The following is a 331-nucleotide window of genomic DNA, read 5'->3' as shown; positions in this document are numbered from 1 at the left end:
ATATTCAAACAGCGGTGTAATCAGCTGCGATGTACGAATATCAATACGTTCCAGTTTGCTACGGTCGATTTCTGGCAGGTTGAGGAAGAAATCGTAATTGATTTTCTCTTCTTCGACATGTTCCAGGCGAGACATCATATTGATGGCTTTAATCTCTGGATTCTGACGGTCTTTCGCCGGGCAAACTTCGACGCACAGGTTACAACCGGTGCAATCTTCCGGTGCCACCTGCAAGACATATTTCTGCCCGCGCATATCACGCGATTTCACATCCAGCGAATGCAGGCTGGCAGGGGCGTTTTCCATCGCTTCAGGCGGCACCACTTTTGCG

At 49.2% G+C, this 331-nt stretch carries 1 protein-coding gene; it reads right to left on the bottom strand.

The window, feature by feature from the left end; all coding sequences use genetic code 11:
* Positions 1–331, bottom strand: a 331-nt coding sequence (locus A9G40_RS13205) for a 4Fe-4S dicluster domain-containing protein (RefSeq protein WP_176700506.1), incomplete at both ends; no start/stop codon positions are given.

It is taken from the genome of Gilliamella sp. Nev3-1 (genome assembly GCF_001690435.1).
Taxonomy (GTDB): Bacteria; Pseudomonadota; Gammaproteobacteria; order Enterobacterales; family Orbaceae; genus Gilliamella; species Gilliamella apicola_C.
This window is presented reverse-complemented; position numbering and strand designations above follow the sequence as displayed.